The sequence below is a fragment of the Hymenobacter aquaticus genome, from assembly GCF_004765605.1.
Classification (GTDB): Bacteria; Bacteroidota; Bacteroidia; order Cytophagales; family Hymenobacteraceae; genus Hymenobacter; species Hymenobacter aquaticus.
On sequence record NZ_SRLC01000002.1, the window covers coordinates 1,133,373 to 1,157,205 of the forward strand.

Here is a 23,833-nt window from a genome sequence, read left to right on the forward strand (position 1 = left end):
AATAGAGCCGGGAGGATATGTATCAGAAGGTGTGCGGATGTAAGCGCGCTTCCAGCTGCGGGTACAAGTCATCCAGCTGCTGCCCCACGGCCTCGACCAAGGGCTGAGCCGCGGCTGGGCTGATGGCAGTAGCGGGCCGTTCGAGCTGTTCGAGCAACTGCTGCAAAGGCTGCACGCCAAAGTACACCACCTGGCCCTTCAACTTGTGGGCTATGCGGGCCCGCGTAGCCGGCTCAGCGTGAGCGGAGGCCTGCACCAGCTCCTGGTAAAGCGGGGGCGTCTGGTGCAGAAAGGTGCCAATAATCTGCGCGATAAATCCTTCGTTACCGGCGGCCAGCTCTTCCAGAATGCTCCAGTCGGGGGCGGCCGGGCTGCCTGCGTGGGCATCTGCGGAAGCGGCAGCGGAATCGGAGGCCGGGGTAGCGCGGCGGGTGTAATGGGCCAGGCTGGCGTGCAGCAGCGTGGGGTCGAAGGGCTTGGCCAGGGTGGCATTCATGCCGGCCGCCAGGGCCTGGGCCTGGTCGGCGGCCGAGGCGGAGGCGGTGAGGCCGATGATGGGCAGCTGGTGCAGCGGCGAGTGGCTGCGCAGCTGCCGGGTAGCCTCGTAGCCATCCATTTCCGGCATCTGCACGTCCATTAGTATCACGTCGAATGCCTGGGACGTAGCCAGCTCCACGGCCTGCCGGCCATTGTCGGCCAGGGCTACTTCCACGTTCCAGTCTTCCAGCGCCCGACACACCACCAGCTGGTTCAGCTCGTTGTCGTCGGCCACCAGCACGCGCAGGGCCGGCTCGAAAGGGGGAAGAAGGGCGTTGGAAAAAGGCATAGCGGAAGAAGCTGGGAGCATGAGGGCTACCCCCTGAAACGGAATATTACTTGCCCAGTACTTTAAATTCGGTGCGGCGGTTGAGCTGGCGGCCGCCTTTCGTGTTGTTGGTCGCCACGGGCTGGGTGTCGCCGTAGCCGGCGAAAGTCAGGCGGCCCTTGTCGATGCCCTTGCTCACGAGGTAATCAACTACGGCTTTAGCGCGGCGCTGGCTCAGATCCTTGTTGTACTCGGCCTTGCCCACGTTGTCGGTGTGGCCCGAAATTTCGAGGCGCAGGGCCGGGGTTTCCACCATCAGCTTCTGCAGCCGCTCCAGCTCGGCGGTACTTTCCTTGCGGAGGCTGGCCTTGTCGAAGTCGAAGAAAATGTTGTTGAGCACCACTTTCACGCCCACGTCCAGCTTCTTGAGGGCAATATCCTTCACCACTTCCGAATAAGCCGCGCCGGCGGGCAGGTCGAAGTTTTCGGAGTGGAACAGGTAGCCTTCCTGCCGGGCCACGATGCCGTAGTTGACGCCCGAGGGCAGCGACACCAGGTAGCGGCCCGACTGCGCGTTGGCCCGGAACGAGGCAATCAGCTCGTTGCGGGAGTTGTCGACCACGTCAATGGTGGCTTCCAGGGGCTGCTTGCTGGCTTCGTCGGTCACCACGCCTTTCAGAATCGTGACCTGGGCCGTGGCAATGGGCACTGGTGGGGCCAGGGAAGCTTCCTTCACCGGCTGGGCGCGGGAGGCCAGCAGCTGGTCTTCCTGCGACAACACCGGCGGCTTTTCGGCGCCCAGAAACGTAATCTGGTAGATGTCTTTGCTGCCCAGGCCATCGTCGCGGAACGAGGAGTAGTAGCCGTGGCGGCCCGAGGCCGAAATCACGAAGAACACGTCGTCGTCGGGGGTGTTGATGGGCCAGCCCAGGTTTTCGGGCTCACTCCACTTGCCGTTCTCGAACACCGACTTGAAGATGTCGTAACCGCCCATCGAGTTGTGGCCTTCCGAGCTGAAGTACATCGTCTTGCCATCGGGGTGCAGAAACACGCCTTCTTCGCCGTAGGGCGTGTTGATGGTCGGGCCCAGGTTGACGGCCGGGCCGCGCCCTTCGATTTCGACTTTATAAATGTCGCGGCTGCCCAGGCCACCCTGTTTGTCGCTGACGAAGTACAGGCTGCGGCCGTCCGGGGTGTAAGCCGCCGACGACTCGTGGTACTTGCTGTTGATGCGCGCACCCATTTTCTCGGGCTTTTTCCAGACCGCGCCGCGCAGCTCGGCTTCCTGCAGGTCGCCGCCGTTGTCTTCCACGTACACCAGCATGCGCTGCCCGTCGGGGGCCAGGCCCACGGTGGCGTCGTGGCCCTCGTTGTTGACGGGCTTGCCCAGGTTGCGGGCCGCCGACCAGCCGCTGGCCGTGCGCGTGCTCTGGTAAATGTCCTCGAAGAAGCCGCCGGTTTCGGGGTCCCGCTCCTTGCCCGTCGAGTTGTCGCGGCGCGAGGTAAAGAGAATCACCGACTCATCGGCCGAAATGACGGCACCGTAGTCGGCGTAGGGCGAGTTGATGGCCGCGCCGATGTTGTCGATAAAAACCCGGGAAGGCTTTTTCTCCAGCTTCAGGCCATTTTCACACTCCTTGATTTTCTTGGTAATGGCGGCCGTGAGCTGGGCCGTGTTCTTGCCGGCGGTGGCGGGCTGGGCCGCTTTGTACTCGGCAATGGCCTCGGTCCACTTGGCGTTCAGGTGCAGGCCCTGGCCCAGCAGGTAGTGAATGCGCGGGTCGATGTCGGCGTTGAGCTGGTAGGCTTTCTGCAGGTAGGGCAGGGCCCGGGGCTTGTAGCCCGAGTGCAGGTAACAGTCGCCGATGCGCAGGTTGAGGCGGGCGTTGCTGGGGTTAAACTTCTGGGCGGCGAGGTAGTGGGGCAGGGCCTGCTCGTAGCGGGGCGGGTCCATGTCGTACCACTCGTCGCCGGTCTTGACCTCCCGCTGGGCCTCCTTCAGCCCGTCTTTGTCGGACCGGAAATTGTCTTTGTCGAACTCCACGTTTTGGGCGGCGGCCACCTGGGCCAGCAGCAGCAGCGCTAACAGCAAAAATCTAGACATGAGGACAGCTTTCTTGCAGAGTATGAAGAGCGTAGGGTGAGGAGCGGGGCATTCTATTCGGCGCCGCAGCCGGAGTTGGCGGCGTAGCTGGTACCGGTTTCCAGGCCCAGCTCGGCGGCTTTGCGCCAGTCCTGGCAGGCCCCGTCGGCGTCGCGCAGCATTTCGCGGGCGTGGCCCCGGTTCATGTAGGCCTCGGCGTACTGCGCGTTCAGGCCAATGGCTTTGGCGGCATCGGCGGCGGCGCTTTTGTAGTCTTCCAGCTTGAGGTAGGCGGCGGCGCGGTTGTTCCAGGCAAAGGCGTAGCCGGGGTCCAGCTCCAGGGCCTTGCTGAAGTCTTCCACCGCGCCTTTGTATTCGCCGGCGTCGTAGCGGGTGCTGCCCCGGTTGGTGAAGGCGGTGGCGTTGTCCTGCTTTTTGCTCAGGTACGTGTTATAATCGGCCAGGGCACCTTTCAGGTCGTTGGCGCGGCGCTTGGCGGCGGCCCGGTTCAGCAGGGCCGGCAGAAAATCGGGCTGCAGGCTCAGGGCCTTGGTGTAGTCCTGGATGGCCGCGTCGAAGTTGCCGAGCTTGCGCTGGGCGCTGGCCCGGTCGTGGTAGGCGTAGGCGTAGCCGGGGTCGACCTTAATGGCCTGGTCGAAGTCGGCCTTGGCGGCTTTGAAGTCGCCTTTCTCGAAGAGCAGCGCGCCGTGGTAGTACCAGGCCGGGGCGTAGTCGGGCTTGATTTCGGCGGCTTTGCCGTAGTCCAGCTCGGCTTCGGCCTTCTGTCCCAGCGCCTCCTGCGCCTGGGCCCGGCCGAAGTAGTTGCTGAAGCCCGTAGCCTCCAGCTTGATGGCCTGGTCGTAGTCCTGCACGGCCTGCTGGTACTCTTTCAGCTCGTAGCGGGTGGTGGCGCGGTTGTAGAAGGCCTTGGCAAAATCGGGGCGCAGCGTCAGGGCCCGGTCGAAGTCCTGAATGGCGGCGCGGTAGTTTTTGCCGTTGTATTTGGCCACCCCGCTGTTGTAGAGCTTTTCGGCCTGCTGGGCCGGGGGCAGGGTGGAGGCGCGCACGGTATCTACCTGGGCCTGGGCTGCCGTGGCCGACAACCCAAGACCGAGGGCAAGGAGTAGGACTTTCTGCATCGGAGAGAAAAAGAGTCAGCTAACTCGTTAAATGTACTTTTAATTTGCCTGAACGGCGCAACCACGGCTTTTCTTTCTTCTACCGGCGGATTTCGGGCTGAGCCCGCACCAGCTGCTCCCATTCGTCGGCCAACGAGCCCGCAAACGCGCTGCGGCCGGCCCGGCGGTACCAGTAGGCGGCGTTGGCCGCGTCGCCTTCCTGGCGGTGCAAATAGGCGTGCAGCCAGTTGTGGCGCTGGTCCCGGTCCGTGACCTGGGCCAGGGTGTGGGCCTGCTCCCACTGCTGGCGGCCGGCGTACCACAGCCCTTGCAGCACCAGCGAAATGCCGGTCGGTGGTTCGGCCGCTCCCAGGCTGGCCACGAAGGTTTCGTACGTCATGGCGCAAATATATTGAACAGGAAATACGGGCGGCGGTGTTAGGAGGCTAACCATTCGCCGCGTCGGCGGTTTAAGCAAGCGTGGCGGCCGGAGTTTGCGTATTTTTGTCTGGCCCTCGGCTCTTACTCATCTGATTTTTCTCACTTCCAGCCCATTTCCCAACAATGGCAACGTATCCTGAATACATGGTAGCTCCCATCCGGCAAGACCTCACGTCGGCCGGCTTCGAGCAGCTGATGACCCCCGAAGAAGTTGATTCGGTTCTGAACACGCAGAGCGGCACGGTGCTGCTGGCCGTCAACTCGGTGTGCGGCTGCGCCGCCGCCAAAGCCCGCCCCGCCCTGAAAATGGCCGTGTCGAGCTCCGAGAAGAAGCCCGCTAAGCTGGTCACGGTATTTGCCGGCATGGAAACCGAGGCCGTAGCCAAGGCCCGGGAGCACATGCTGCCCTACCCGCCCTCCTCGCCCAGCATTGCCCTGTTCAAGGACGGCGAGCTGGTGCACGTCATCGAGCGGCACCACATCGAAGGCAACGACCTGATGCGCATCGTCGACAACCTGCAAGGCGCGTTCGAAGAGTATTGCTAGTTGTTAGTTGTCAGTTGTTAGTTTCGACGGCTCATTGACAACTAACAACCAACAAAAAGGCCCGAAGCATCCGCTTCGGGCCTTTTTTAATGAGTAAGTGCCAGCACAACCTGACAACTAACAACCAACAACCAACAACTAATATCAAAGCCCCAAGGACTTAAAGAAGGCGTCCTGGTTGGGCTCCCGGCCCAGGAACTCCTTCACGAGGTTGTATTCCTCGTCGGTGCCGCCGCGGGCCAGGATCATGTCGCGGTAGCGCAGGCCGGTCTTCTGGTCCATGATGCCGTTCTTCTCGAACACGGAAAACATGTCCTCGGCGTAGACCTTCGACCACATGTAGCCGTAGTAGCCCGCCCCGTAGCCGGTGAGGTGGCCGAAGGCGGCCTGCATGTTGGTGCCGTCGAGGTAGGCGAAGGGCGTAATCTGGTTTTGCAGGCGCTTCACCACGTCGGTGCTGGTTTCGGGGCCGTTGGGGTCAAACTTGTCGTGCAGGGTCATGTCGAGCGTGCCGTACAGGATCTGCTGGGAGGCGGCCAGGCCCGAGCCCACGTTGCGGGCGGCCCACATCTTGTCGTAGAGGGGCTTGGGCAGCACCTCGCCGGTCTGGTAGTGCTTGGCGAAGGTCTTCAGGGCGTCGTAGTTCCAGGCCCAGTTTTCCAGAATCTGGGACGGGGCCTCCACGAAGTCGCGCTTCACGCTGGTGCCCGACTGGCTGCTGAGCTCGGCCGTGGTCAGCAGGTTGTGCATCACGTGGCCAAACTCGTGGAAGAAGGTCACGACCTGGGCGTGGCTCATCAGGGCCGGCTTGCCGGGCGTGGGGGCGTTGAAGTTGCACAGCAGCACGGCCTGGGGCAGCTGGTAGCCCTTGGGGGTGGCCTTGCCGCTGGTCACGCCGAAGCAGGCGGCGTGGGTGTACTTGTTGTCGCGGGGGAACAGGTCGAGGTAGAAGCGGCCGATGAGCTTGCCGTCGCGCTGCACCTCAAACATGCGGGCATCCTTGTGCCACACCGCCGGGTCTTTCACCTCCGTAAACTTCAGGGCAAACAAGCTCTGCGTGGTCTGAAACAGGCCATCCACCACCTTGCTCACCTCGAAGTATTCCTTCACCTTCTCGCCGTCGAGCTGGTACTTGTCCTTCATCAGCAGGTTGTTGTAGAACGAGCTTTCCCAGGGGTTGATGGTTTTGGCGGCGGGGTCTTTGGTGTAGGCGCGCTTCACCACGAGCAGCTCTTCCAGATCCTGCTGGCTTTTCTGCTTGACGCGGTCCACCAGTTTGGTTTCGAAGGCCCACACCGTTTCGGGGGTTTTGGCCATGCGCGAGCTGGTCTGGTAGGCGGCGTAGGTTTTGTAGCCCAGCAGCTGGGCCTTTTTCTGGCGCTCAATGAGCAGCTGCTTGAGCACCTCCAGATTCTTGTCGGCGGCGCGGTTGTTATATAAGGTGTAAAGCTGCTTGCGCAGGGCATCCGACTCGGCGTACTTCATGAAGGTGCCGTAGGCGGGGCCGTCCAGCCCGATGCGGTAGGCGTCGCCGGCCTTGGGGCGGCTCTTCACGTAGTCGTCGGGCAGGCCCTTCATGTCGGCGGCATTCACCAGCAAAAAGCCCTGGTCTTTGGCAATGTTGGCCCCGAAGGCCAAGCTCAAATCCCCGATTTTGTCGTTGATGGCCTGCAATTCCTTGCGCTTCTCGGCCGTGAGGGCAAAGCCGTTGCGCTCGTAGTCCTCCACCGTTTCGGTCAGGTACTTCTTGCGGGCCCCGGTCAGGCTCTGGGCTTCCTTGGTCTTGGAGTAGTCCTTCACGGCCCGGTACAGCTGCTCGTCCAGCTCCAACTCGTTGCCGTACTTGCTGATCTGGGCAATGCTGCGCTGGGCCTGGTTGCGGATGGCCGAGTCGGGGCTGGCGTTGAACAGAATGCTGATGGGACCGTACACGCTGCCGCCCTGGTCGCCCAGGTTATCGAGGGCCAGCATGGTATTGGCGAAGGTGCGCTTGGCGGCCGGCACCTTGTAAATAGCCTGGAGAGAGGCCTTGGTGCCGGCAATAAAATCGTCGGTGGCCCGCTTCACGTCGGCCTTGGTGGCGCGCCGAAAGTCGATGACCTGGTTGAAGCCCGGCGTGAGCGGGTTGGCGGGCGGGGCGGGCTTGTCGGCGGCCGGGCTACTCAGCGCGGCCAGGCTGGCCAGCACCGTGAAGCCCAGCTGCCGGGCACTCAGGGAGGAGAATGTAAGCATCGGAGTGGGGGTTAGGAAGATACGGGGCTGAAGGTAAGCCGGCACCGGAATACTTCAATTACACGATTTTGCCCGCCGGGCTGCATGGCTCTCCTGCCGGCCTCGCCGAAAAGTGCCCGCAGTGCCCGGAAACGCACTTTTCGGCGGCTGGCAAAAAACATCAGGACGTTTGCCCCAAAACATAGTTATGTCTTGCCCCGGACATCACTATGTTTTGCCCGAAACGTCCTGATGTTTTGCCCAAAATCCGCCGGGATTTTGCCCCGCTTCCGCCGGCCCAGGAAGAATCCTATTCTTGGGCAATGAAAAAGCCACCCCGCGAGAGGTGGCTTTGTCGTTTGCGTACCAACCCAGAACGTCATGCAGAGGCGCAGCCGAAGTATCTCGCGTGCAGTGGTATATGCTTAGCATGGCAACCTCAGCACGCGAGATGTCTCGCTTAGGCTCGACATGACGGTCTAGATTCGTAGCCTAGTTGGCGTACTCGCTCAGGAACTTGATGCGCATCAGACGCAGGTCTTCCTCCGTGTACTCGTCGGCGCCGAGCTCCTTGAGGGCCACGGCAATGTTGTCGGTGCTGGCCTGCAGGAAGTAGTCGGTGATTTCGTCCTGCCGGTCGTGGTCCAGCACCCCGTCGATGTAGTAGTCGAGGTTGAGCTTGGTGCCCGAGTAGCAGATGTGCTCGATTTCCTCCATCAGCTCGCGCATGTCGATGCCCTTGGAGGAGGCAATTTCCTCCAGGTCCATCTTCTTGTCGATCTGCTGAATGATGTAGATCTTGATTTTCGACTTGTTGACGGCCGACTTCACCACCACGTCGGCGGCCGTCACGATGTCGTTTTCATCGACGTACTTCTGAATCAGGGTCAGGAAGGGCTGGCCGAACTTCTGCGCCTTGCCCAGCCCGACGCCGCCCACGTGGGCCAGGTCGTCCATCTTGGTGGGGAAGGTGGTGGCCATTTCCTTCAGGCTCGGGTCCTGAAACAGCACGTAGGGGGGCAGGTTTTTCTCCTTGGCTATCTTCTTGCGCAAGGATTTCAGCATCTCAAAAAGCGTGGCATCGTGGCCGGCGGCTTCCTGAACTTCCTCTTTTTCTTGCTCTTCTTTCACCTCTTCCTCGTAGTTGTGGTCCTTGGTGAGTTTGATGGAATGGGGGTTGTCAATGAACTCTAAGCCCTTCGGGCAGATTTTCACCACGCCGAAGTTCTCAATATCCTTTTCCAGGAAGCCGTTGAGCAGGGCCTGCCGCATCAGCGAGTACCAGAAGGCCGCGTCGTGGGCTTTGCCTTTGCCATAAATCGGCAGGGCATTGTGGCCGTAGCTTTCCACGTGGGCGTTGCTCATGCCCATCAGCACCGTGCCGATGTGCTCGATACCGAAGCGCTCCTCGGTCTGCACCACGGCTTTCAGGGCCATCAGCACTTCGTCCTTGGCCTCAAACCGCTCCTTGGGGTGCTTGCAGTTGTCGCAGAAGCCGCAGTCCTTCTCGAAATGCTCGCCGAAGTAGTGCAGCAGCTGCTTGCGGCGGCACACGGCCGAGTCGGCGTAGTTGGCCATTTCCTGGAGCAGCAGCTTGGAGTTGTCGCGCTCGGTCACGGGCTTGTCCTTGTTGAACTTCTCCAGCTTCACGATGTCGTCGTAGCTGTAGAACATCAGGCAGTTGCCCTCCAGGCCGTCGCGGCCGCCGCGGCCGGTTTCCTGGTAGTAGCCCTCGATGCTCTTGGGCGTGTCGTAGTGAATCACGAAGCGCACGTCGGGTTTGTCGATGCCCATGCCGAAGGCAATGGTGGCCACGATGACGTCGGCCTCCTCATTGAGGAAGGCGTCCTGGTTGGCCATACGCACGTGGGGGTCGAGGCCGGCGTGGTAGGGCAGGGCCTTCACGTCATTCACGCGCAGCAGCTCGGCAATTTCCTCCACCTTCTTGCGGCTCAGGCAGTACACGATGCCGGCCTTGCCCTTGTGCTGCTTCACGTACTGAATCAGCTGCTTCTTGGTGTTGTGCTTGGGCCGCACCTCGTAGTAGAGGTTGGTGCGGTTAAACGAGGTCTTGAACACCGAGGCCTCGTCCATCTGCAGGTTTTTCTGGATGTCGAGCTGCACCTTGGGCGTGGCCGTGGCCGTGAGGGCAATGATGGGCACCTGCCCGATGTTGTCGATGATGCCCCGGATGCGGCGGTACTCGGGCCGGAAGTCGTGGCCCCACTCCGAGATGCAGTGGGCCTCGTCAATGGCCACGAAGCTGATGGTGGCCTTCTGCAGGAAGTCGATGGTTTCGTCCTTGGTCAGGCTCTCGGGGGCCACGTAGAGCAGCTTCACCTCCCCGCTGATGACGTCCTTTTTCACCCGGTTCATCTCCGACTTCGACAGGGTCGAGTTCAGGAACTGGGCGTTTACCCCGAAAGCGTTGAGCTGGTCGACCTGATTTTTCATCAGGGCAATCAGGGGGGAAATAACGATGGCCGTGCCGGGCAAAATGAGGGCGGGCAGCTGGTAGCACAGCGACTTACCCGCGCCGGTGGGCATAATCACGAAGGTATTGTTGCCCTCAATGACGTTCTGAATGATGGCTTCCTGAGTACCGCGGAACTGACCGTACCCAAAAACTTCCTTTAACTTGCCTTTCAGATCAGCCTCACGCTTGACTGCTTGTTTTACCGCTGGCATCGACATTTCCACTTGCTCTTTTGGGTTGCAGACTTGAGCACCAACACTTCGGGGTTGGCTACTCAATCTAGACAAATTTAGATTGAAACAGCAGAACGACACCATCACAATTGCAAAAAAAGTGCTTCTCGAAGAAGCTGACGCCGTTCGGGGCGTGGCCGAGGCCATAGCCCAAACGCCGGATTTTGCACAATGCGTAGCCGCCATACTCTCTTTACGGGGTAGGGTCGTGGTTACCGGCATCGGTAAGAGTGCCCACATTGCGGGCAAAATGGTAGCCACCCTGAACTCCACGGGCACGCCCGCGCTGTTTATGCATGCCGCCGACGCCATTCACGGGGACCTGGGCATGATTCAGCCCGAGGATTTTGTCATTGCCATCAGCAAGAGCGGCGACACGCCCGAAATAAAAGTGCTGGTGCCGCTGCTCAAGCGCAAGGGCGTGCCGCTGGCGGCCCTGGTCAGCAATGCCGACTCCTACCTGGGCGTGCAGGCCGACTACGTGCTGCACGCGCCCGTGACGCGCGAGGCCTGCCCCCACAACCTGGCGCCCACCACCAGCACCACCGCCGCCCTGGCCTTGGGCGACGCGCTGGCCGTGTGTCTGCTGGAGTCGCGCGAGTTCACCTCCGCCGACTTTGCCCGCCTGCACCCCGGCGGCACGCTGGGCAAGAAGCTCTACCTGAAGGTGGGCGACCTGAGCCGCCAAAACCAGACGCCCCAGGTGCGGGAAGACGCGCCGCTCAAGGACATCATCCTGGAAATATCGGGTAAGCGCCTGGGCGCGACGGCCGTGCTGGCCCAGGCCGGGCAGCAGCTGCTGGGCATCATCACCGACGGCGACCTGCGGCGCATGCTCACCAACTTCTCCTCCCGGCTGGGAGAAGTCCGGGCCCGCGACATCATGACGCCCCAGCCCATGACCATTGATGTGGACGACTTTGCCGCCGAGGCGTTGGTTCGGATGCAAAATCGTAATATCACTCAACTCATTGTCACTGACGGTGGTCAGTTCAGCGGCTTCATCCACTTGCACGACTTGCTGCGCGAAGGCTTGGTATAGTCAAATAGTTACATTACTTTACGCTTAAATACCATGATTGCGCTTGCTAGTCGTGGTAGCCAACATTTAATCGTCTTCTTCTGATGAATCAGAATACGTTCCTCGTCGTGATGGCCGGTGGTATCGGCAGCCGCTTCTGGCCCTTCAGCCGTACCACGCTGCCCAAGCAGTTTCACGACGTGATGGGCGTGGGCCGCTCGATGCTGCAGCTCACGGTCGATAGGTTCAAGGACATTTGCCCGCCCGAAAACGTCTTCGTGGTAACCAACCGCGACTATACCGACCTGGTGCACCAGCACCTGCCGGAGCTGCCCGTCTCGCAGATTCTCGGGGAGCCGATCGGGCGCAATACCGCGCCCTGCATTGCCTACGCCAGCTACTGCATTGCCAAGCGCAACCCCAAGGGCACCATCATCGTGACGCCCGCCGACCACGCGGTGCTGCACGAGGACGAGTTCCGCCGCATCATCCGGCAGGCCGTGGAAGTGGCCGAGAGCCACGAGGTGCTGCTCACGCTGGGCATTCAGCCCTCCCGCCCCGATACCGGCTACGGCTACATTCAGTACATCGACGAGGACAGCAAGAGCGGCCTGCCCAAGGGCCTGAAGAAGGTGAAAACCTTCACCGAGAAGCCGAATCTGGAGCTAGCCCGCATGTTCGTCGACAGCGGCGACTTCCTCTGGAACTCGGGCCTGTTTGTGTGGCGGGCCGACGCCATCATTCACGCCTTCCACCAGTACCTGAGCGACATTGCCGAGGTGTTCGACGAAGGCATCAGCGAGCTGGGCACCGACAACGAAGCCGAGTTTATCACCCAGGCCTACACCCGCTGCCGCAACATCAGCATCGACTACGGGGTGATGGAAAAGGCCGACAACGTGTACGTGCTGCCCGCCGACTTCGGCTGGAGCGACCTGGGCACCTGGGACTCGCTGCACCGCATGGGCCACCACGACGCCGACAACAACGTGGTAGACGGCGACGCGCTGCTCTACGACACCCGGGAGTGCGTCATCAAAACCCCTTCGGAGCGCCTGGTGGTGGTGCAGGGCCTCGACGGCTACATCATTGCCGAGTACGACAACGTGCTGCTGATCTGCAAGCGCACCGAGGAGCAGCGGGTTAAGGAGTTTGTGGCCGACGTGAAGTCCAAGAAGGGCAACGGCTACAACTAAGCGCGGCCCCTGCGGGCACCAATAAAAAGGCCGGCTACGATTCCTGAGCGGATGGTAGCCGGCCTTTTCGTTGCCGGAAAAGTCGAGTTCAAAGATCCGGGCCTAGCGGCCGAAGTCGTCCTGCACCCGCACGATGTCGTCTTCGTCGGAAGGCTGGGTGGCGTCGGTGTGCTGCCAGATTTCGGCTATCAGGCCCCAGTCGTCGAGGCCTACGAGGCGGTGCCGCTCACCCTGCCGGAGCGTAATGACCTGGCCCGGGGCGTAGGTTTTCAGCTCGCCCTGCTCGTCGGTAGGGCTGGTAACAACGCCCACGGTGCCCCGCACTACCTTCCAGATTTCGGCCCGGCGGTGGTGGTACTGCCAGGAGAGGCGCTGGTGGGGGGCCACGAGCAGCACCTTTGGGCTGAGCTTGCCCGAAATGCGGAGCTGGTCGATGGGCAGCCCGTCGAAGTAGGTGTCGGCAAACTGCTGGGCCTGGTTTTCGTCGAGCACGAAAAAGCCGCCCCAGGGCCGGGTCTGATCCTGCTGGGCAATGCCAAAACCCTGCTCCTGCAGGTGCTGCTGGGTTTGCTGGAATAGCTGCTGCTTAGACATCTCAGAACTCATAATCGGTTAGAGGCAAAAGGTAAAATATTTAATCCGGCATTCAAACGCCCGGTTGCTGGCGGTCCGCAACAGTTGTTGCCCTGGAAGCGCCCGGCTACCGGGCCTCGGTTGGCACCCGCTGCTCCTGCGACTGGTGCAACGACGAGCTGCGGATAATCAGCTCGGGCTTGAGCACCAGGTGCGGCGGCTCATAGGCGGGGCCCCGCTTGAGCAGCTGCAGAAACAGGCGCACGGCCGTTTCGCCCATCTGCTCGGCCCGCTGGTCCACCACCGTCATCTGGGGCTGGGTCATGGTGGTGAAGGGCTCGTTGCTGAAGCAGGCCAGGGCTACTTCCTGGGGCACCCGCACGCCCTTTTCGCGCAGCACTTCCAGCGCCCCCACCGACGGAATGGCGTAGGCGGCGAAGATACCGTCGAGGGGCGGCTCCAGGGCCAGCAGGTGCTGCATACCCAGGCGGCCAGCGTCGTGGGTCAGGGAAGGCAGCGAATATACCCAATCGTCTTCAAAAGGCAACCCGTGGGCCTGCAATGCGGCCTGGTAACCCAGAAACCGGTTGCGGCTGGTGTTCAGGTGCTGGGGCCCGGCCAGGTGCACGATGCGCTTACAGCCCTGAGCAATGAGGTGGGACACGGCCTGGTAAGCGCCCTGAAAGTCATCCAGCACCACGGCCATGCTGCGGGGCAAATCCGGTGCCCGGTCGAAGAACACCAGCGGCGTGCCCTGGCGGCGCACCTGCTCGAAGTGGTCCGTTTCCGAGAACGTGGTAGCCGACACCGACACCAGAATGCCCTCTACCTGGGCTGCCAGCAGGGTTTCGATGTTCTTCTGCTCGCGCCGCAGCTCCTCGTTCGATTGGCAGAGCAGCACGTTGAAGCCCTCCAGCGTGGCTACCCGTTCGATGCCGTTCATCACGGCCGGAAAGAAGTAGCCTTTGATGTGAGGCACAATCACGCCGATGGTTTTGCTGTGGCCCCGGCGCAGGGCGGCGGCCAACTGGTTGGGGCGGTAGTTCAGCTCCTGGGCCATCTGGCGCACCCGGTCCTTGGTAGCTTCACTGATGTCGCGGTGGCCGGCCAGGGCCCGCGAGACGCTGGAGGTCGACAGGTTGAGGGCTTTGGCTAAATCCCGCAGGGAGACTTGCTGCTTTTTGGCGGACATAGGGCAAGGCGTTTACGACCGGAACCGTTGCCAGTCGAGCCCAAGGAACAACACAGACCGCAATTCATCAAGAAAAATTGCACAACAGTTGCGCAGCAGGTGCGGCATGCATTAGCTCAAAACCACCCTACGGCTGCCCCGCAGCCCATACCACAGGATATAACCGTAGCACAACACTGGCAGCAACAGGGCCATGCGCAGCCCGCTGTGGTCGGCAATGGCACCGAACAGCATCGGAATCAGGGCGCCACCCACAATGGCCATGCACAGCAGCCCCGAGGCCTGCTCGGTATGCCGGCCCAGCCTGGCCACGGCCAGGGTGAAGATGGTGGAGAACATCAGGGAGTTCATCAGGCCCACGGCCAGCAGGCTCCACATGGCGGTGGCACCCGTAGTGTTAATCGAAATCAGGACCAAAGCAGCGGCACCCACGGCATTGAAGGCGAGCAGCTTGCCGGGCGCAAACTTTTGGAGCAGATACGCGCCCGAGAACCGGCCAATCATGGCCGCGCCCCAATAAAACAGCACCCGGTCGCCGGCGGCTTTGGGGTCCAGGTGCAGCACGTCGGGCAGGGCCAGGTAGTTCACAATGTGGGAGCCAATGGCCACTTCGGCCCCGACGTAGGCGAAAATGCCCACCACACCCAGCACCAGATGGCGGTAGCTCCAGGCGCTACGGGCCGGGCCGGCCGCTTCGGCAGCGGCTTCCTCGTTGGCGTGCTCCAACTGGGGCAGGTGCACGCGGCCGAGCAGCAGGCTGATGAGCAGCAGCGCCGTGCCAATGACCAGGTAAGGCACCTGCACGGCGCGCACGTCGATGCTGGCGGCGCTGGCCGCCATGTTCAGCGTGGGCAGGTGGCTCAAGATCAGGGCGCTGCCCACGTAGGGCGCCAGAGTGGTGCCGAGCGAGTTGAAGGCCTGCGTGAGCGTGAGGCGGGCCGAAGCCGATTCGGGCGGGCCCAGAATGGCCACGTAGGGGTTGGCGGCCACTTGCAGAATGGTAATTCCGGAGGCCAGCACAAACAAAGCGCCCAGAAACAAGCCGTACACCCGGGCTTCGGCGGCCGGATAAAACAGGTAGGCCCCGACGGCCGCCACGGCAAAGCCAATGAGCATGCCGCGCTTGTAGCCAACCCGCGCCACGAGCAGGCCGGCCGGAATGCTGATAAAGAAATACGCCCCGAAAAAGCACAGGTTAATCAGGTTGGCCTGGGCGAAGGACAGCTGAAAAATGGCTTTCAGGTACGGAATCAGAATGTCGTTGAGGCAGGTGATGAAGCCCCAGAGGAAAAACAGGGTCGTTACGGCGCTCAGAGCCGAGGTGTACCGGGGCGGGGTGGTGCCCGCCGCAACGGGCCGGCTGGGCAGGGTAGGCGAGGGTAGTGCCATACAGGAATAGCGCGGAATCGGAAGGAAAGAAGTAGCCGGAACGTAAAGCCGAACAGGGGTTAGCTGCCCGCCCCGGCCCGTAAAGTAGCCATCTTCCGGACAGGTCGGGCTTTGGGGCTTATGCGGGCACCCCGCTGACCACGATTATCATACCTTTGAAAGATGAGAATCAAGACCATCCTGGTATGAGTACGAAGGTGAAAAAACGGACGCTGATCAACGACATAGCCAGCCACCTGGAAGTGTCCATTGCCACCGTCTCGTTGGTGCTGAACGGCAAAGCCAAGCAAAGCCGCATCAGCGACGCGGTGGCCGAGCGGGTGCTGAAGTACGTCGAGGAAGTCGGCTACAAGCCCAACCACCTGGCCAAAAGCCTGCGCACGGGCAAAACCCACGTTATCGGGCTGGTGGTGGAAGATATTGCCAACCCGTTTTTCGCCACCGTAGCCGCCCTGATCGAGCGGCAGGCCTTCGAGCGGGGCTACCGCATCATTTATTGCAGTACCAACAACGAGCCGGCCCGGGCCCGGGAGCTGATCGGCATGTTTCAGGAACGGCACGTGGACGGCTTTATCATCGTGCCGTCCGAGGGCATTGAAAAGGAAGTGAGCGACATTCTGCGCGAGCAGACGCCCACGGTGCTCTTCGACCGGTACCTGCCTGCTTTGCCCACCAACTACGTGGTGGTGGATGGGGCCCAAGGCACTGCCGATGCCACCCGGCATCTGCTGGCCCAAGGCTACACCAACGTTGCCTTCGTCACCACCGATTCGACCCAAACCCAGATGGAGGCCCGCCTGCAGGGCTACACCCAGGTGCTGGAGGCCCAAGGCCTGCCCCAGCAAGTAAAGCGCGTCACCATTTCCAAGGATACGGAGCCGGTTATTGCCGATATCCAGTTATTTCTGGCCAGCAACCCCGAAATAGAGGCGGTCATCTTCTCCACCAACTACCTGTGCATCTACGGGCTGGAGGCCATTGCGCGGCTGCAGCTGGCTATTCCGGCTAAGCTGGCCGTCGTTTCCTACGACGACCACGACCTGTTCCGGCTCTACACCCCGGCCATTACCGTCATTGCCCAGCCGGTGGAAAGCATTGCCAAAAACGTCATCGACATTCTGCTGCACGAATTGCAGCACCCCACCGACCCAGCCGTAGATTCCACCCAGGGCGTCGTGCTGCCACCGGCCCTGATTATTCGCAAATCGTCGATCAGGCAGTAAGCCTGCGCCGTACAACAAAAGCCCTTTCCTGCTCGGGCGGGAAAGGGCTTTTTGATGGATGCGGAGCCTTGGAAAGGCGCTAAAACTTACTGGCCGCTTTTCAGGCGCTGGCGCAGCACCTCAAACAGCATGATGCCGCTGGCGACCGACACGTTCAGGGAGCCGATCTGGCCGGCCATCGGGATGCGCAGCTTGTGGTCGGCCAGCTTCAGGTACTCGGGCGAGATGCCGTCTTCCTCGCTGCCCATCAGCACCGCCACCGGGCCGGTCATGTCCACCGTTTCGGCCTCCAGGCTGGCATCCGACTTCTCGGTGCAGGCAATAACCGTCACGCCCGACTGCTGCAGGAAGGTAATGGTTTCCTTCAGGTTGGGCTCCCGGCACACCGGAATCAGGTTCAGGGCGCCGGCCGAGGTTTTCAGCGCGTCGCCGTTGATTTGGGCGGCACCGCGGCTGGGCACCACAATGGCGTGCACGCCCATGCACTCGGCGTTGCGGGCAATAGAGCCGAAGTTGCGCACATCCGTAATCCGGTCGAGCAGCAGAAGCAGGGGCGTTTTGCCTTCCTCATACAAGCCGGCCAGAATACTGTCGAGCGGCTGGTAGTCGATGGGCGACACGAAGGCCACGGCGCCCTGGTGGTTTTTGCGGGTTAGGTCGTTGAGCTTCTCAATGGGCACCAGCGACATCGGGATGTTGGCAGCTTTGGCCAGCTCCGTAATTTCCTGGGTCACGCTGTTCTTGGTGCCGCGCAGCAGATAAATCTTCTCCAGGGTGCGGCCCGCGCTCAGCGCCTCCAGAATCGGGCGCAGGCCGAACAGCATCTCAATGCTGCGGTCGGCGGCGGGCTTGTGGGGGTAGCGGGGCTTATAGTCGCCGCCGCCGCCGCGCGAGTCGCGCGCGTCGCGGCCTTCGCCCCGGGGCTCGCGGCGGTCGTCGCCGGTGCCCCGGTCGTCGCGGCTTACCGGGCGGTTTTCGCTGTTATAAAATGTGCGCCGCTCATTCAGCGGCCGCTCCGGGCGGTCAGTCCTTTTCTCCATTGCTCAACGGCGGCATACCAAAGCATTTCGTACTCCGGCCGGCGCACCAATTCATAGTGTTCGGGGGCAAAGGTACTCGGTTTGGGCCGGAACGTATACGTGCCGCTGCTGCCGTTCGGGTCGCGGTACACCCAGCGCTCCTCGGTAGCCGTCCGATACACCACGTCGGGGGCGCCCAGAACCACGTAGAGCAGGCCCCGGTCGGTCATCCAGCCGGCTTTGTGGGTGGTAAATAACTCGTTGGCCGCCGCCACCCGGCCGTAGTAAGTCCGGATCAGCTGCCGGGCTACGGGTTGGTTGCTGCCCGCTACTTTCAGCCAGAACTGGTCGACGGCCCGCTTGGGCTCGGGCGCGTCGGTGAGCTTCTGGCGCTCGGCGGAAGTCGTCAGGTAAATCAGGGGCTGAATCAGCTCGTCGGCCGTATTCAGCGCCGGAAAGTCCTGGTCGACCACGAGCAGGCCGTAGCCCGCCGGGGCCTCCGCGACCCGCAGCATGTAAAGCCCCGCTTGCGAAAGGCGCAGCAGCTGGCCGGCCCGAAAAAAGAGCGAGTCGCGGGCGGGTAGGGTGCGGGCCACCGGCTGGCTGCCGGGCGCCGACATAGGTGGCAGGGCCGCCAGGAAGCTGGCATCGTAGCGCTTAACCGCCAACGGCTTTTCCGGACCGTAGCTGTCTACCTGAAACGGCTCGTGCACCCGCACGTAGCGGCGCAGCAGCGGGTTGCCCACTGAGTCGGTCAGCAGAAAGGTGCGGCCCAGCCGCTCCTTGGTAATAGGCAGCCAGAGCCCTTCCCCGGCATCGTCTTCCTCGTTGGCACCGCAGGCCACGCTCAGCACCTGCCCGGGCAGCAGGGCCGAGGCCGCCACGCTGAACTCCACCCAGGCCGCCGCTTGCTCGGGCCGGGTGCGGCGGGCCAGCTGCCCCACGGTGCGGCGCCAGGTGGGGCGCTTGGCCTCGTAGCTGGCCCAGGCCGCAACGCGCAACGGGTAGCCGCGCTGCAACACGCTGGCGTCGGGGAAGCGCAGGTAAATGTGCAGACTGTCGCCTTCGCGCCGGGTTTCGGCCAGCAGGCGGCGCTGCGGCTGGTACTGGCCCGCGAAGTCGCGCCGCGGGTCGGCGGCGGCGGGCCGGCCCGTCAGGAGCAGCAGAAACACCAGGCCGGGCGCGAAGCAGCGGAGGAAAGTCAGCATCAGGAGCAATGGTTAAGCGAAAAGCGGGTGGGTGGCAGAGTGGCCAACCGAAGCAACGTACAGCCTCAAGGCTATAGTACGAAGGGTGGGCGCGGGCAGATAAACGAAAACAGCCGCCCTGAAAGCAGGACGGCTGTTTTATAACAGGCTAACTACCGCGCATTACTGCCGTGGGTAGTACTGGTTGAGCAAATCCAGAGCTTTCTTGGAGCGGGCCTGGTCGCCGACTTCCTCGGCGGCGCGGTACACGCTCTGCAGAGCCATCAGGTTGGTCTGTACTTCCATGTCGAACAGGGAACTGTTGGTGGTGCTGTAATACGCCAACGACTGCTGGGCCCGGTTGGTCATGGTATCCATGATTTCGTTGGCCCGGGCCTTTTCGCCCACCTGCACCAGCGGCACCACAAACTGCGGCACGTAGTAGTCGTAGCGAATCGACTTGTCGGGCATCACGGCGAAGCACTTGTCCAGCACTTCCTTGGCTCTCACTTTGTCGCCGGCCGCCAGGTAGGCTTCGGCCAGGCGCGCGAATTTTTCGCGGTAGTTGGCCGGGAAGCGCAGGTTGTTTTCGTCGTAGAAGATGTCGGCGCGGTCCAGGTTGCGGAAGGCAAACTTCTTCATCATGTTCTCAAACATGAGGTCCTTCTCCACGTAGCCCTCGTTGCCGCGCGGGTCGTAGTTGGGGTCTTTGGCCGGCAGCACGCGGTAAGCCATGCCTTCGAGCTGGAAATAAGGCTGCAGGTTCATGAAGTCGGCGGAGTTTACCGTGCTGGAGAAGTAGATGGGCCGCTTCCAGTTGTTGGTGGCCAGCATGTCCAGAATCACGAGGTTCTTCTTCTCGATGGCGCCCTTGCCCATGTCCCACTCCATGCGGGAAACCAGCTGCTTGCGGCGCTCCTTCGGGATAATGCCCAAGGCTTCCACGGCGGTGGTATCGACGGGCAGGTAAAACTTGCGCGTCGGGAACGACAGCAGCGGCCGGCCGCTCTGGGTCTGCACTTGCAGCAGCGGGCTGCCCTGATCTACGAGGCCGATGAACTCGCGCAGGTTTACTTCCTGCACCGCCGGGTTTTCCACGTAGGGCAGGTAGTCGTTGGTACCCTGCGCGTAGTTGTCGCTCTTCATCGAGATGGGCAGCGGCTGCGACAAATACGAGCGGCGCTTCATCTGCTCGATGTACCAGTCGGTATTCAGGTAGCTGAGCACGGCCACGCGCACGTCGGTCCGCACGCCTTCCACTTCCTGGGCGTACCAGAGCGGGAAGGTGTCGTTGTCGCCGTTGGTAAACAGAATGGCGTTCGGGGCGCAGCTGTTCAGCAGGTTCTTGGCCGAGTCCACCGAGTTGTAGCGGTCCGACCGGTCGTGGTCGTCCCAGCCCTGGGCCACCATCAGGCCGGGGGCCAGCAGGCCAATCAGCGTGGCGGCCACGGCGCGGGCGCCGTCGGCCTTGAGCACGGCTTTCAGCAAATCCGCCAGGCCCAGCACGCCCAGGCCAATCCAGATGGCAAAGGCGTAGGTGGCACCCGTGAAGGTGTAGTCCCGCTCGCGGGGCTCGATGGGCGGCTGGTTGAGGTAGAACACGATGGCCAGACCCGTAAACACGAACAGCAGGCCGATAACCAGGGCGTTGCGTCCGTCGCGGCGCACGTGGAAGAACAGGCCAATCAGGCCCATGATGAGCGGAATAGCGAAGAAGTTGTTGCGGGCCGGGCTGCTGGCAATCCGCTCGGGCAGGCCGCTGTTGGCACTGGTCGGCCACACCACGCCAGCCTGCTGAATGTCACTGTCGCGGCCCACGTAGTTCCACAGGAAGTAGCGCCAGTACATGTGGCCCATCTGGTAGCGGAACAAAAAGCTCAGGTTCTGGCCCATCGTGGGCTTCACGCCTTCCTGAATGTCGACCCACTTCTTGTAGTTGTAGAGGTGCTCGGGGGCGGGGCTGTAGATGCGCGGAATCAGCATCTTGTCCTCGTCGCGGTAGATGGTTTCGAGGCGGCGCTCGGCTACCACGTACTTATCACCCTTGCGCACGTAGCGGGGCGCGCCTTCCTTCTGGTCGACGGGCTCGGCGTTGAACTGCGGGCCGTAGAGCAAGGGCCGGTCGCCGTACTGCTCGCGCTTGAGGTAGCTCACGAAGGACAGCACGTCCTCGGGGTCGTTTTCGTTGATGGTGGGGTGGTAGCTGGAGCGAATCGGCACAATCAGGTACGACGAGTAGCCGATCAGGATAAACACGAAGCTCAGCATAGCCGTGTTGATCAGGCGGTTGTGCGCCTTGAAGGAATAGCGGAAGCCAAACCAGATCAGGGCCACGAACAGCAGCAGGAAGAACACCAGGCCCGAGTTGAAGGGCAGCCCGATGCTGTTCACGAAGAATACTTCGAAGGCACCGGCCAGCGTGGGCAGGCCGGGAATGATGCCGGCCAGAATCAGGCCCACAATCACGCTGCTGATAACCAGCGTGAAAATGCCGCCCCGCATCGTGGGGTTTGGGTTGCGGCGGTAGTAGTAGATAAATCCCAGGGCCGGAATAGCCAGCAGGTTCAGCAAGTGCACCCCGATGCTCAGGCCAATGACGTAGGCAATCAGGATCAGCCACTTGTCGGAATCAGCCTCGTCGGCACGGTTTTCCCACTTCAGCATAATCCAGACCACGGCCGCCGTGCACAGCGCCGACATGGCGTATACCTCGGCTTCCACGGCGTTAAACCAGAACGAGTCGGAGAAGGCGAAGGCCAAGGCCCCGACGACGCCCGCGCCCAGAATCAGCAGCGTCTGGCCGCCGGTGGGCTCCAGCGTGCGGTCGTCGTGCATGCCGGGGCGGTGCAGCACCAGCTTTTTGGCCAGCATCGTGATGGTCCAGAACAGGAACAGCACGGTAAAGGAGCTGCTCAGCGCCGACAGCGTATTAATCAGCACCGACACCTTGGTTGGGTCGCCGAAAGAAAACAGCGAAAACAGGCGGCCCAGCAGCAGGAAAGTCGGGGCTCCCGGAGGGTGGGGCACCAGCAGCTTGTAGGAGCAGGCAATAAACTCGCCGCAGTCCCAGAAGCTGGCCGTGGGTTCCAGGGTGAGCAGATACGTGAGGGTGGCAATGGCAAAAACGAGCCAGCCAACTAGATTATTCAGGCTTTTGTAACTCCGCATACTGGTTTAATCAGAGAAGGGCCAAAAGTAGGCAATAAATCTGGCCATGCCGCACCCGCCAGTCAGACACCTATTAACGACTATATTCTGGCTTGACCATAAAAAAAGCAGCCAGGAATCCTGGCTGCTTTCCGGCAGGGCCGCACGAGTAATGTTGCTTAGTTTTGCAGCACCAGGCGCTTGGTGCTCACTACTTTGTCGTTGATCAGCAGGCTGTAGAAGTACACCCCGGCCGGCAAATCCGACAGGTTTACCGCCGTGCCTTCCTGGCTGAGTTCGGGCCGCAGCGTGATAATGCGCACCTCGCGGCCGATGATGTTGCTAAAGCGCAGCTTGTAGTTTTCCGCGGGTTTTTGCTCCAGCGTCACCATCACTAGGCCTTTGCTGGGGTTGGGGTACACGCTCAGCTGAGGCGTAACGGACGGTGCGGCGGCCACCCGCGCCGCGGGAGCCTGCACCGGCACCTGGTGCCGCCTCGTCAGGCTCACGGTAGCGGCCAGCGTGGAAAGCTGCGCCAGCACCAGAGCCAGCAGAAGAAACAGACGCGTAGAAGTTTTCATGTTCATTCAATAGAGTCAGAGCAAGCAGGCAACCGGCCTGGGTGATGGGCTGGTAAAGACAAGCACCGTGCCTTTTTTCAAAAGACTGACACGGTTTGCCGGGCAAAGGTTGCCAGCCTGGTATTTAGAACAGCGGCAAACCGGAAGGTTTAACCGGGTAAGTCGCCTAAGAAACTACGTATGGATATATTTAATTTCCTGTAGTGAAAAACTTCTGAGCTCCCGCTCAATTTGTACTACCAGCCGGCCGGTTTCATCCACGCCCACAATCTGGCCCTGCACGGGTTGCCCGTCCACCTCGTAAGCGTGGGTTTCCTGGTAGCGGTACAGCGCCTGCAGATACTCGAAGCGCAGGGCCGCCACCCGGCCCGCGCGCAGCATCAGGTAGCGCCGCTCCAGGCACTCCAGCAGCCGGGCAATCAGGGTTTTCAGCGGGTAGGCGCGGCCCGTGAGCCAGGCCAAAGAGGTGGCAGTAGGCATGCCAAACTCCCGCTGATTGACATTTATCCCGATGCCGACCACACTATATTGAATCTTGGAGCCGCTTATGGTGTTTTCAATCAGGATGCCGCCCAGCTTCTGGGTGCCGTAGTAAATGTCGTTGGGCCACTTCAGGCGCAGGGCGGCATCGGGGCCCAGCAGGCTGCGGGCCCAGTCGAGCACGCCCAGGGCCACGGCCTGACTCAGCTGGAACTGGTCGGTGGGGGCCAGGAAGGTGGGCTGCCAAATGACCGATAATGTCAGGTTTTCGCCGGGACTGGCCTCCCAGCGGTTGCCGCGCTGCCCCCGTCCGGCGGTCTGTTTGTCGGTTATCACCGTACAACCATCGGTGGCGCTGTTTTTGACAATAAGGGCCTGTGCCTCGCTGTTTGTCGAGGCGCATTCGGGCAACCAAACAATTTGTTGGCCCGTGAAGAGGGTTTGGGGGGATAGTGCCTCCACCTGATTTTCTTACTTTGTGCGTTCAAACCTAATAATACCCTATGAAAAGTACCCTGGTTCGGCAGGATTCAGACAGATTGGCAGACGTAGTAGTACGCGGCATGCAGGAGAAAAAGGCGGCCGATATCGTGGTGCTCAATCTGAAGGACCTTAAAAACGCAGTAGCGGATTATTTCATCATCTGCTCTGCTTCCTCCGATACCCAACTGGACGCCATTGCGCGTTCCGTGGAAGAAGAAGTGGAGAAGCTTACCGGCCAGAACCCCTGGCAAACCGAAGGCCGCATGAACCGGGAATGGGTACTGCTCGACTACGTCGACGTGGTAGTCCACATTTTCCTGCGCGACCGTCGGCAGTTCTACGCGCTGGAAGAGCTGTGGGGTGATGCCGAAATAAAATATATTCAGGAAGAAACCGAAGCCGTTTAAAGTAAAACCGGCCCGGATGCGT

19 protein-coding genes are annotated in these 23,833 nt (G+C 61.5%); 5 read left to right on the forward strand and 14 right to left on the reverse strand.

Going from position 1 to position 23,833, the window contains the following annotated elements; translation table 11 throughout:
• Nucleotides 1-22: 22 nt before the first annotated feature.
• The 4 genes from E5K00_RS17570 to E5K00_RS17585 form a co-directional block, all read right to left on the reverse strand.
• A complete protein-coding gene (locus E5K00_RS17570; protein WP_167856937.1) occupies nt 23-826 on the reverse strand; it encodes a response regulator in 804 nt (267 codons plus the stop codon).
• Nucleotides 827-872: 46 nt separating this feature from the next.
• Nucleotides 873-2,909 carry an OmpA family protein gene (locus E5K00_RS17575; RefSeq protein ID WP_135464585.1) on the reverse strand — a complete coding sequence of 679 codons (2,037 nt, stop codon included), beginning with the start codon at nt 2,907-2,909 and terminating at the stop codon, nt 873-875.
• A gap of 53 nt (nt 2,910-2,962) precedes the next feature.
• Nucleotides 2,963-4,027 (reverse strand): tetratricopeptide repeat protein, encoded by a 1,065-nt coding sequence (locus tag E5K00_RS17580; RefSeq protein WP_135464586.1) that lies wholly within the window; start codon nt 4,025-4,027, stop codon nt 2,963-2,965.
• A gap of 79 nt (nt 4,028-4,106) precedes the next feature.
• On the reverse strand, nt 4,107-4,406 hold the full coding sequence (locus E5K00_RS17585; RefSeq protein WP_135464587.1) for a hypothetical protein: 300 nt from the start codon (nt 4,404-4,406) through the stop codon (nt 4,107-4,109).
• A gap of 164 nt (nt 4,407-4,570) precedes the next feature.
• Here E5K00_RS17585 and E5K00_RS17590 point away from each other — a divergent pair, with 164 nt between their 5' ends.
• Nucleotides 4,571-4,993 (forward strand): BrxA/BrxB family bacilliredoxin, encoded by a 423-nt coding sequence (locus tag E5K00_RS17590; RefSeq protein WP_100337443.1) that lies wholly within the window; start codon nt 4,571-4,573, stop codon nt 4,991-4,993.
• A 144-nt stretch (nt 4,994-5,137) separates the two neighbouring features.
• Here the strand turns inward: E5K00_RS17590 and E5K00_RS17595 are convergent, their stop codons facing one another.
• Both E5K00_RS17595 and recQ read right to left on the reverse strand, forming a co-directional pair.
• The gene (locus E5K00_RS17595; protein ID WP_135464588.1) at nt 5,138-7,225 is read right to left on the reverse strand and encodes a M3 family metallopeptidase; all 2,088 of its coding nucleotides are present in this window, start codon (nt 7,223-7,225) and stop codon (nt 5,138-5,140) included.
• A gap of 471 nt (nt 7,226-7,696) precedes the next feature.
• Nucleotides 7,697-9,892 carry a DNA helicase RecQ gene (recQ, locus tag E5K00_RS17600; RefSeq protein WP_135464589.1) on the reverse strand — a complete coding sequence of 732 codons (2,196 nt, stop codon included), beginning with the start codon at nt 9,890-9,892 and terminating at the stop codon, nt 7,697-7,699.
• Nucleotides 9,893-9,974: 82 nt separating this feature from the next.
• Here recQ and E5K00_RS17605 point away from each other — a divergent pair, with 82 nt between their 5' ends.
• On the forward strand, nt 9,975-10,955 hold the full coding sequence (locus E5K00_RS17605; RefSeq protein WP_135464590.1) for a KpsF/GutQ family sugar-phosphate isomerase: 981 nt from the start codon (nt 9,975-9,977) through the stop codon (nt 10,953-10,955).
• A gap of 83 nt (nt 10,956-11,038) precedes the next feature.
• On the forward strand, nt 11,039-12,130 hold the full coding sequence (locus tag E5K00_RS17610) for a mannose-1-phosphate guanylyltransferase (protein WP_135464591.1): 1,092 nt from the start codon (nt 11,039-11,041) through the stop codon (nt 12,128-12,130).
• Between the two features lie 102 nt (nt 12,131-12,232).
• Here E5K00_RS17610 and E5K00_RS17615 read toward each other — a convergent pair whose 3' ends face one another.
• From E5K00_RS17615 to E5K00_RS17625, 3 genes are all read right to left on the reverse strand, one after another.
• Nucleotides 12,233-12,736 carry a cupin domain-containing protein gene (locus tag E5K00_RS17615; RefSeq protein ID WP_135464592.1) on the reverse strand — a complete coding sequence of 168 codons (504 nt, stop codon included), beginning with the start codon at nt 12,734-12,736 and terminating at the stop codon, nt 12,233-12,235.
• 94 nt (nt 12,737-12,830) lie between these two features.
• Nucleotides 12,831-13,895 (reverse strand): LacI family DNA-binding transcriptional regulator, encoded by a 1,065-nt coding sequence (locus E5K00_RS17620; RefSeq protein ID WP_135464593.1) that lies wholly within the window; start codon nt 13,893-13,895, stop codon nt 12,831-12,833.
• A 111-nt stretch (nt 13,896-14,006) separates the two neighbouring features.
• Entirely contained in the window at nt 14,007-15,284 is a 1,278-nt protein-coding gene (locus E5K00_RS17625) for a sugar MFS transporter (protein ID WP_135464594.1), read from the reverse strand.
• Nucleotides 15,285-15,469: 185 nt separating this feature from the next.
• Here E5K00_RS17625 and E5K00_RS17630 point away from each other — a divergent pair, with 185 nt between their 5' ends.
• Nucleotides 15,470-16,507, forward strand: coding sequence for a LacI family DNA-binding transcriptional regulator (locus tag E5K00_RS17630; protein WP_135464595.1), 1,038 nt, complete (start codon nt 15,470-15,472; stop codon nt 16,505-16,507).
• A gap of 86 nt (nt 16,508-16,593) precedes the next feature.
• Here the strand turns inward: E5K00_RS17630 and rlmB are convergent, their stop codons facing one another.
• The 5 genes from rlmB to E5K00_RS17655 form a co-directional block, all read right to left on the reverse strand.
• On the reverse strand, nt 16,594-17,547 hold the full coding sequence (rlmB, locus tag E5K00_RS17635; protein ID WP_245328332.1) for a 23S rRNA (guanosine(2251)-2'-O)-methyltransferase RlmB: 954 nt from the start codon (nt 17,545-17,547) through the stop codon (nt 16,594-16,596).
• Nucleotides 17,511-18,734 (reverse strand): GWxTD domain-containing protein, encoded by a 1,224-nt coding sequence (locus E5K00_RS17640; RefSeq protein WP_135464596.1) that lies wholly within the window; start codon nt 18,732-18,734, stop codon nt 17,511-17,513. Before E5K00_RS17640 ends, rlmB begins: the two co-directional genes overlap by 37 nt.
• A gap of 162 nt (nt 18,735-18,896) precedes the next feature.
• A complete protein-coding gene (locus tag E5K00_RS17645) occupies nt 18,897-21,881 on the reverse strand; it encodes a glycosyltransferase family 117 protein (protein WP_135464597.1) in 2,985 nt (994 codons plus the stop codon).
• A 158-nt stretch (nt 21,882-22,039) separates the two neighbouring features.
• The gene (locus E5K00_RS17650) at nt 22,040-22,441 is read right to left on the reverse strand and encodes a T9SS type A sorting domain-containing protein (RefSeq protein WP_167856938.1); all 402 of its coding nucleotides are present in this window, start codon (nt 22,439-22,441) and stop codon (nt 22,040-22,042) included.
• 174 nt (nt 22,442-22,615) lie between these two features.
• The gene (locus tag E5K00_RS17655) at nt 22,616-23,383 is read right to left on the reverse strand and encodes a biotin--[acetyl-CoA-carboxylase] ligase (protein ID WP_135464599.1); all 768 of its coding nucleotides are present in this window, start codon (nt 23,381-23,383) and stop codon (nt 22,616-22,618) included.
• 41 nt (nt 23,384-23,424) lie between these two features.
• Between E5K00_RS17655 and rsfS the strand changes: the two genes are divergently transcribed.
• Nucleotides 23,425-23,811 carry a ribosome silencing factor gene (gene rsfS, locus E5K00_RS17660; protein WP_135464600.1) on the forward strand — a complete coding sequence of 129 codons (387 nt, stop codon included), beginning with the start codon at nt 23,425-23,427 and terminating at the stop codon, nt 23,809-23,811.
• Nucleotides 23,812-23,833 lie beyond the last annotated feature (22 nt).

Coding starts and splice junctions, on each gene's coding strand:
- E5K00_RS17590 (WP_100337443.1), top strand. CDS start 4,571: ATGGCAACGTATCCTGAATACATGGTAGCTCCCATCCGGCAAGACCTC.
- E5K00_RS17620 (WP_135464593.1), bottom strand. CDS start 13,895: ATGTCCGCCAAAAAGCAGCAAGTCTCCCTGCGGGATTTAGCCAAAGCC.
- E5K00_RS17570 (WP_167856937.1), bottom strand. CDS start 826: ATGCCTTTTTCCAACGCCCTTCTTCCCCCTTTCGAGCCGGCCCTGCGC.
- rlmB (WP_245328332.1), bottom strand. CDS start 17,547: ATGGAGAAAAGGACTGACCGCCCGGAGCGGCCGCTGAATGAGCGGCGC.
- E5K00_RS17625 (WP_135464594.1), bottom strand. CDS start 15,284: ATGGCACTACCCTCGCCTACCCTGCCCAGCCGGCCCGTTGCGGCGGGC.
- E5K00_RS17615 (WP_135464592.1), bottom strand. CDS start 12,736: ATGAGTTCTGAGATGTCTAAGCAGCAGCTATTCCAGCAAACCCAGCAG.
- E5K00_RS17585 (WP_135464587.1), bottom strand. CDS start 4,406: ATGACGTACGAAACCTTCGTGGCCAGCCTGGGAGCGGCCGAACCACCG.
- E5K00_RS17650 (WP_167856938.1), bottom strand. CDS start 22,441: ATGAAAACTTCTACGCGTCTGTTTCTTCTGCTGGCTCTGGTGCTGGCG.
- E5K00_RS17640 (WP_135464596.1), bottom strand. CDS start 18,734: ATGCTGACTTTCCTCCGCTGCTTCGCGCCCGGCCTGGTGTTTCTGCTG.
- E5K00_RS17645 (WP_135464597.1), bottom strand. CDS start 21,881: ATGCGGAGTTACAAAAGCCTGAATAATCTAGTTGGCTGGCTCGTTTTT.
- E5K00_RS17575 (WP_135464585.1), bottom strand. CDS start 2,909: ATGTCTAGATTTTTGCTGTTAGCGCTGCTGCTGCTGGCCCAGGTGGCC.
- E5K00_RS17610 (WP_135464591.1), top strand. CDS start 11,039: ATGAATCAGAATACGTTCCTCGTCGTGATGGCCGGTGGTATCGGCAGC.
- rsfS (WP_135464600.1), top strand. CDS start 23,425: ATGAAAAGTACCCTGGTTCGGCAGGATTCAGACAGATTGGCAGACGTA.
- recQ (WP_135464589.1), bottom strand. CDS start 9,892: ATGCCAGCGGTAAAACAAGCAGTCAAGCGTGAGGCTGATCTGAAAGGC.
- E5K00_RS17580 (WP_135464586.1), bottom strand. CDS start 4,027: ATGCAGAAAGTCCTACTCCTTGCCCTCGGTCTTGGGTTGTCGGCCACG.
- E5K00_RS17595 (WP_135464588.1), bottom strand. CDS start 7,225: ATGCTTACATTCTCCTCCCTGAGTGCCCGGCAGCTGGGCTTCACGGTG.
- E5K00_RS17630 (WP_135464595.1), top strand. CDS start 15,470: ATGAGTACGAAGGTGAAAAAACGGACGCTGATCAACGACATAGCCAGC.